This window comes from Marinobacter sp. UBA2498, from assembly GCF_002341575.1.
In the GTDB taxonomy this organism is placed as follows: Bacteria; Pseudomonadota; Gammaproteobacteria; order Pseudomonadales; family Oleiphilaceae; genus Marinobacter; species Marinobacter manganoxydans.
The window spans coordinates 32,350-39,088 of record NZ_DDOI01000089.1 but is presented as its reverse complement, the minus strand read 5'-3'; the positions used below and the strand labels follow the sequence as shown (position 1 = coordinate 39,088).

The 6,739-nt window shown below is 56.7% G+C and carries 4 protein-coding genes and 1 pseudogene; 2 read left to right on the top strand and 3 right to left on the bottom strand.

The annotated features are described in order from the left end of the window. Together B2W52_RS12500 and B2W52_RS12495 are read right to left on the bottom strand one after the other, a co-directional pair. A pseudogene (locus tag B2W52_RS12500) lies at positions 1 to 280 on the bottom strand (PEGA domain-containing protein); the annotation flags it as partial. A gap of 115 nt (positions 281 to 395) precedes the next feature. Beyond that, on the bottom strand, positions 396 to 857 hold the full coding sequence (locus B2W52_RS12495; protein WP_008175027.1) for a hypothetical protein: 462 nt from the start codon (positions 855 to 857) through the stop codon (positions 396 to 398). A gap of 99 nt (positions 858 to 956) precedes the next feature. Here B2W52_RS12495 and B2W52_RS12490 point away from each other — a divergent pair, with 99 nt between their 5' ends. Further along, positions 957 to 3,881, top strand: coding sequence for an insulinase family protein (locus B2W52_RS12490; protein ID WP_008175025.1), 2,925 nt, complete (start codon positions 957 to 959; stop codon positions 3,879 to 3,881). A 101-nt stretch (positions 3,882 to 3,982) separates the two neighbouring features. Here the strand turns inward: B2W52_RS12490 and ppsR are convergent, their stop codons facing one another. Then, the gene (gene ppsR / locus B2W52_RS12485) at positions 3,983 to 4,798 is read right to left on the bottom strand and encodes a posphoenolpyruvate synthetase regulatory kinase/phosphorylase PpsR (RefSeq protein ID WP_008174940.1); all 816 of its coding nucleotides are present in this window, start codon (positions 4,796 to 4,798) and stop codon (positions 3,983 to 3,985) included. Positions 4,799 to 5,013: 215 nt separating this feature from the next. Here ppsR and ppsA point away from each other — a divergent pair. Next, positions 5,014 to 6,739, top strand: a 1,726-nt coding sequence (gene ppsA / locus B2W52_RS12480; protein ID WP_414673495.1) for a phosphoenolpyruvate synthase, incomplete at its 3' end; no start/stop codon positions are given.

Genomic DNA, 6,739 nt, shown 5'->3' with positions numbered 1-6,739 from the left:
CCTCCGGGTTCTCCGGCATGGATGGCACGGTAAACGGAGTGGCTTCCACCACGGGTGGGCGCGACTCCCGGGCAGCCTGTTTGGTTCTGGCGGATGCCTCCGGAACAGGCTCTGGGGCCGGCTCGGGCTCGGTAGTAATAGAGGCAACAGCTTGATCCGTCGAGGGTGGTTCGAAGGCTTCTGTTATCTGAAGGTCATCCCGAACCGAGGCAAACCCGGCGGTTACCAGCAGCATGAGCGCCAGGGCATTGACGAACAGAAGCGGTCTGAAATCGACCATGACGGAACCTCTTGATCCTGCATTCTTGGAATTCTGTCTACCGGTTCATCTTACCCAGTGAGTGCAACGCTATGTAACAGAAAGTGACGGGGAGTTACCGAGAATGCAGGCCAAATCACACTTTATCCGGAAGCTGATCATGGTTGAGCTGCTCCCATGATCTCATGTACACGTCGGCTTCGTATTGATAAGGCGATTTGAAAGGGGTTAGCACGAAATCGAAGACGAGAAAGAAAAACCCGATAGAAGCCCACGCGATGGCCAGGGTGCTAATGGTCGTTGCCTGTACCTCCGGGTTCGAGTCGACGAAATTCTGTAACACCGGAATCAGATCCGATGCCATCGCAACCGGGTTGAAGCTGGCCATCACCAGTGGCACCCAGAAGGCGATGAAGATCGGGAAGAATCCGAATGACCAGAGCAATCGGCGGAGCAGATAAAGGGCAACTTCCCGCCAGAAGCGCTGTCTGACTTCCGGTACTTTCCGGATCCGCTCGAGGTACCGCCGACGTTCTGCCCAGTAGGCGGCTACTTCCGGGGCCTCAACGGCCTTTGATTGAGGTGCAGGTGTTGTCATGTACGGCGCGGTACCCTATAGCTTCTGGAGTGATGCATGATAAGCGATACTACGTGTTACCCTACAATTCTCCAATTGTTTAAAGACAGGATAGTTTGAATGGCTGCAGTGATCGACAACGCAACTCATCCGGCCTTTGAGAAACTTCGCAGTCACCGGATCGATACACTCAATCTCGAGGTCGAGGAGTATCGTCACAAGAAGACTGGCGCCCGCCATCTGCATCTGGCAGCCGACAACGACGAAAACGTGTTTTTCGTTGCCCTGCGTACCTTCCCGATGGATTCCACCGGGGTGGCGCATATTCTGGAACACACGGCATTGTGTGGCAGCGAGCGTTTCCCGGTTCGTGATCCGTTCTTCATGATGATTCGGCGGTCACTGAACACGTTCATGAACGCTTTCACCAGCAGCGACTGGACGGCCTATCCCTTCGCCAGCATAAACCGAAAGGATTTCGACAACCTTCTGTCGGTTTACCTGGATTGTGTATTTTTCTCCAAGCTCGATCCGCTGGATTTTGCGCAGGAAGGTCATCGCCTTGAGTTCGATAAGCCGGAAGATCCGTCCACCGACCTGGTTTATCGGGGTGTTGTCTACAACGAGATGAAAGGCGCCATGAGTTCGCCCACGTCCCAGCTGTGGCAGAACCTCAGCAGCCACCTTTTCCCGACCACGACCTATCACTACAACAGCGGTGGCGAGCCCGACCACATCGTGGATCTGAGCTACGACGACCTGCTGCAGTTCTACCGCCACCACTATCACCCCAGCAACGCGATATTTGCCACCTACGGCGATATCCCGGCTCATGAGCATCATGAGAAGTTTGAAGAGCTGGCGCTGAAACGGTTCGACCGGCTGGACATCGATCTTCCGGTTCGCGACGAGAAGCGCATGTTCGCCCCGGTCAGGGTAGAGCAGGGCTATGCGGTCAACGAAGGCGAGGGGACCGACAACAAGACTCACATCGTTGTGGGCTGGTTGCTGGGCCACAGTTTTGATTTGCAGGAGAACCTGGAGGGTCAACTGCTCTCTGCGGTACTGCTGGAAAACAGTGCCTCACCACTGATGCGAGCCCTGGAAACCACGGATCTTGGTCATGCACCTTCGCCCATGTGTGGTCTGGAAGACTCCAACCGTGAAATGACCTTTGTTTGCGGCATCGAAGGCAGCGAGCCGGACAAGCACAAGGATCTGGAAGCCCTGCTCGAGTCCACGCTGCTCAAGGTCGTGGAGGAGGGCGTCAGCCAGGAACGTCTGGAAGCCATCCTGCATCAGCTCGAACTGCACCAGCGGGAAATTGCTGGTGACCAGTTCCCGTACGGCCTGCAGCTGATCATGAGTGCCATTGCACCCATGGTGCACGGCGGTGATCCGGTTGAATTGCTGGATCTGGAGCCGGTCCTGGCAACGCTCCGGGAGAAAATCCGGGACCCGCAATACGTGCCGGATCTGATCCGCCGCAAGCTTCTTGAGAACCCGCACCGGGTCACCCTGACCCTGCGGCCGGATGAAAAGCTCGAGTCCCGCCGGCAGGAAGCCATCCGTGAAGCGCTGGCCCGTCGCAAGGCCGAGCTTACCGATGACGAGGTCCGGATGATTGTCGACCGGGCCAGGGCGCTGGAAGAACGCCAGATGCAGAAGGACGATGACTCCATTCTGCCAAAGGTGGATCTGTCAGACGTGCCTCTGCAGATGCCAGAGCCGGAAGGGCGTTATGACGGCGACATTTCGGCAACCGTTTATGCCCGTGGTACCAACGGTCTGGTTTACGAGCAGATTGTTGTCCCGGTGCCGGCGCTGACCGAAGAGGAGCTGCTTCTGGTGCCTTACTACACCACGCTGATTTCCGAAGTGGGTTGTGGTGATCTGGACTACCTGCAAATGCAGGATCGTATCTCTGCGGAGTCTGGTGGTATCGGCGCAGCGTTCAGCGCCAAGGGCCGGATTGATGACGTTCAGGCGCTGTCCGGTTACATCATCTTCAACGGCAAGGCTCTGGCCCGTAATCGCAGTGAGTTGACCCGTCTTCTACGGGATGTCTACACCAGTGCCCGCTTCGATGAGAAAGAGCGAATCCGGGAGATCATTGCGCAGATCCGGGCCCGTCGCGAGCAGGCCGTAACCGGCAGTGGCCATGCACTGGCCATGGGCGCGGCTTCACAGGGTATGAGTCCGGGTGCCTGGCTTTCTTTCCGGCTGGGTGGTCTTGCCGGTATTCGCGGCACCAAGCAGCTAGATCAGGCCCTGAAGGATCCAGAGGAATTGACGGCGCTCTGTGACAAGCTTTCTGCATTGCACGAGAAGATCGGCAAGCAGGGTCGGGAGTTCCTGGTGATTGGTGAAGAGGATCAGCTCCCGGCGATGGTTGATGATCTGAAATCCTGCTGGCGTGATGCCTCTGGAGCGGGCATTGCAGGCTGGAAAATGGAACCGGTCAATTACACCACCCGTGAGGCGTGGCTGACTTCTACCCAGGTTAACTTCTGCTCCAAGGCCTACAGCACTGTCGCTGTGGATCATCCCGATGCGGCGGCACTGACCGTGCTGGGTGGTTTCTTGCGTAACGGTTATCTGCACCGAGCCATTCGGGAGAAGGGTGGCGCTTACGGTGGCGGCGCCGGGCAGGACAGCGTGAATGGCACGTTCCGGTTCTTCTCCTACCGTGATCCGCGCCTGGAGGAAACGCTGGACGATTTCGACGCGGCCCTTGCGTGGCTTCAGGACAATGACCACGACTATCAGGAGCTTGAAGAGTCGATTCTTGGTGTAATTGGTCAACTCGACAGGCCCAGATCGCCTGCGGGCGCTGCTCGCCATGCTTTTCACAACAAGCTGTTTGGGCGAAGTCCGGAGCAGCGTGCCAGGTTCCGGGAGCGGGTGCTGTCCGTCACCCTGGACGACCTGAAGCGTGTGGCCAGAACCTGGCTGGTGCCGGAGAAAGCCAGTACGGCCGTGGTAACCAGTCCGGAAAACCGGGCCAGGGCCGAGAAGCTTGGTCTGAACATTCAGGAACTGTAAAGCCAAAACAAAAGAGGCCAGATGAAGTGTTCATCTGGCCTCTTTTTGGTCTGGCCCCTTTCTTATTCTGCCCCGATGACGCCCTCCAGCCGTCTGTACCCCTAGCGTTGGCGCTTCAGACCGGTTGTCACCATGATTCGGGTGGAGATTTCTTCAACCGAATAGGCGGTGGTATTCAGGTACGGAATCCGCTCACGCCGATACATCAACTCGATTTCCTCGATCTCGTGCATGCACTGCTTGATGGATGAGTAGCGAGAGTTTGGCTTGCGTTCGTTGCGGATGGTCGCCAGCCGCTCCGGCTCGATAGTCAGCCCGAAAATTTTCTCTTTATAAGGTTTCAGGGCTTTCGGGATCTGCTGGTCTGCCAGGTCTTCTTCGGTAATCGGATAGTTCGCCGCTTTCACGCCATACTGCAGCGCCAGATAGAGGCAGGTGGGGGTTTTTCCGCTTCGGGAGGCGCCAACGAGGATCAGGTCTGCTTCGTCGTAATGCCGGGTGCGTGCGCCATCGTCATTATCCAGCGCGAAATTGACGGCATTGATCCGGCGTTCATAGCTGCCTTCATTGTTAATGGCATGGGATTTACCGACGGTATAGGAAGAGGAAGACTGGAGTTCCTGTTCCAGGGGGCTGAGAAACGTACCGAAGATGTCCACCATGAAACCCTCGGCAGTGGCGATGATTTCCCGGATATCGCTGTTTACAATGGTGTCGAACACCAGCGGCCGTGCGCCGTCTGTCTCGGCCGCCTTGTTGATCCGTTTGACCATTTCCCGGGCTTTTTCTTCGTCCGCAATGTAGGGAACAGTAACCCGTTCAAACTCGATCTTTTCGAACTGGGCCAGAAGGCTGTGCCCGAGAGCCTCGGCTGTCAGGCCGGTGCCATCAGAAATGAAAAAAGCAGTGCGTTTCATGCTGTATTGTCCGGTTCCTTGGTTCTTGATTCCTGGCTCGGTGGCCTAGGTAATTTCCGCAGGTTACAGTATCATACACGCCAAGTTCGAGACTCCGCAGTGGATATTGTCTGCTTTTACCGCTTGATACCGCTGGCCCGATTTTGCTCTTAGCTTCACAGACTCAAGGGAGACATGCTTTGGAAGATTACATTATCTGGTTTGATCACCTGGGAATGTCCGATGTCGATCGGGTAGGCGGCAAGAACGCCTCACTCGGCGAAATGATCAGTAATCTCGCCAACGCAGGTGTTACCGTTCCAGGTGGCTTTGCCACAACAGCGCACGCCTATCGCGAATTCCTCGCTACTGACGGACTGAAAGAGCGTATCGACAACGCTCTCGATGCTCTGGACATCAACGACGTCAACGAACTGGCCCGGGTTGGTGCCCAGATCCGTCAATGGATCATTGAAACGCCATTTCCGGATGTCCTGGAGAACGCCTTGAAGGAATCGTTCGCCACCCTGCAGGATGGCAACGAACACATGGCGGTTGCGGTACGTTCCTCTGCAACGGCGGAAGATCTCCCGGATGCCTCCTTTGCAGGCCAGCAGGAAACCTTCCTGAACGTGGTGGGGCTGCAACAGGTGCGCACCTCGGTCAAGGAAGTGTTTGCGTCGCTGTTCAATGACCGCGCTATTTCCTACCGCGTCCACCACGGCTTTGACCACAAGATGGTCGCGCTCTCAGCTGGTATCCAGAAAATGGTGCGCAGTGAGACGGCGGCCAGTGGCGTTATGTTCACCCTCGACACAGAATCCGGCTTCCGTGACGTGGTATTTGTAACTGCCTCTTACGGTCTGGGTGAGACCGTCGTTCAGGGTGCTGTAAACCCTGATGAATTCTACGTACACAAGCCTACTCTCGAAGCCAGTCGGCCGGCCGTCCTGCGTCGCAATCTGGGCAGCAAGGCCATCAAGATGGTCTACCACACCAAGCCCGGTGAAGGTGAATTCGTTGAAACAGTGAAGGTGGAGCAGGAAGACCGCAACCGCTTCTGCATCACTGACGCCGAGGTGGAAGACCTGGCACGTCAGGCGATGATTATCGAGAAGCACTACCAGCGACCGATGGACATCGAGTGGGCGAAGGACGGCGACGACGGCAAGATCTACATCGTTCAGGCGCGCCCTGAGACGGTGAAAAGCCGTGCGTCTGCCAATGTGATGGAGCGCTACCTGCTTAAAGAAACCGGCAAGGTGCTGGTGGAAGGCCGGAGCATCGGCCACAAGATCGGCAGTGGCCCGGTGAAGATCATTACCAGCATCAAGGAAATGGACCGGGTGCAGGCCGGCGATGTGTTGGTTACCGACATGACCGACCCGGATTGGGAGCCGGTGATGAAAAGGGCTTCCGCCATTGTTACCGACCGCGGTGGTCGTACCTGCCACGCGGCCATTATTGCCCGCGAGCTGGGCATTCCGGCCGTGGTCGGATGCGGCGATGCCACGGAGTTGCTGACCGACGCACAGGAAGTGACCGTCTCCTGCGCCGAGGGCGATACCGGCATGATCTACGAGGGCTCCCTGGATTTCGAGCTGCGGGAAAATACCGTGGACTCCATGCCCAACATCCCGTTCAAGATCATGATGAACGTCGGCAACCCCGACCGGGCCTTTGATTTCCAGGCGTTGCCGAATGAAGGTGTTGGCTTGGCACGGCTTGATTTCATTATTAACCGGATGATCGGTGTTCATCCCAAGGCATTGCTGAACTTTGATGGACTGCCCCGGGATATCAAGCAGACCGTTGAGAAACGCATCTCCGGTTACAGCTCGCCGGTGGATTTCTATGTCGACAAGCTGGTTGAGGGCATCTCTACCCTGGCAGCGGCGTTCGCGCCCAAGAAAGTGATCGTGCGGTTGTCGGACTTTAAATCCAACGAATACGCCAACCTGA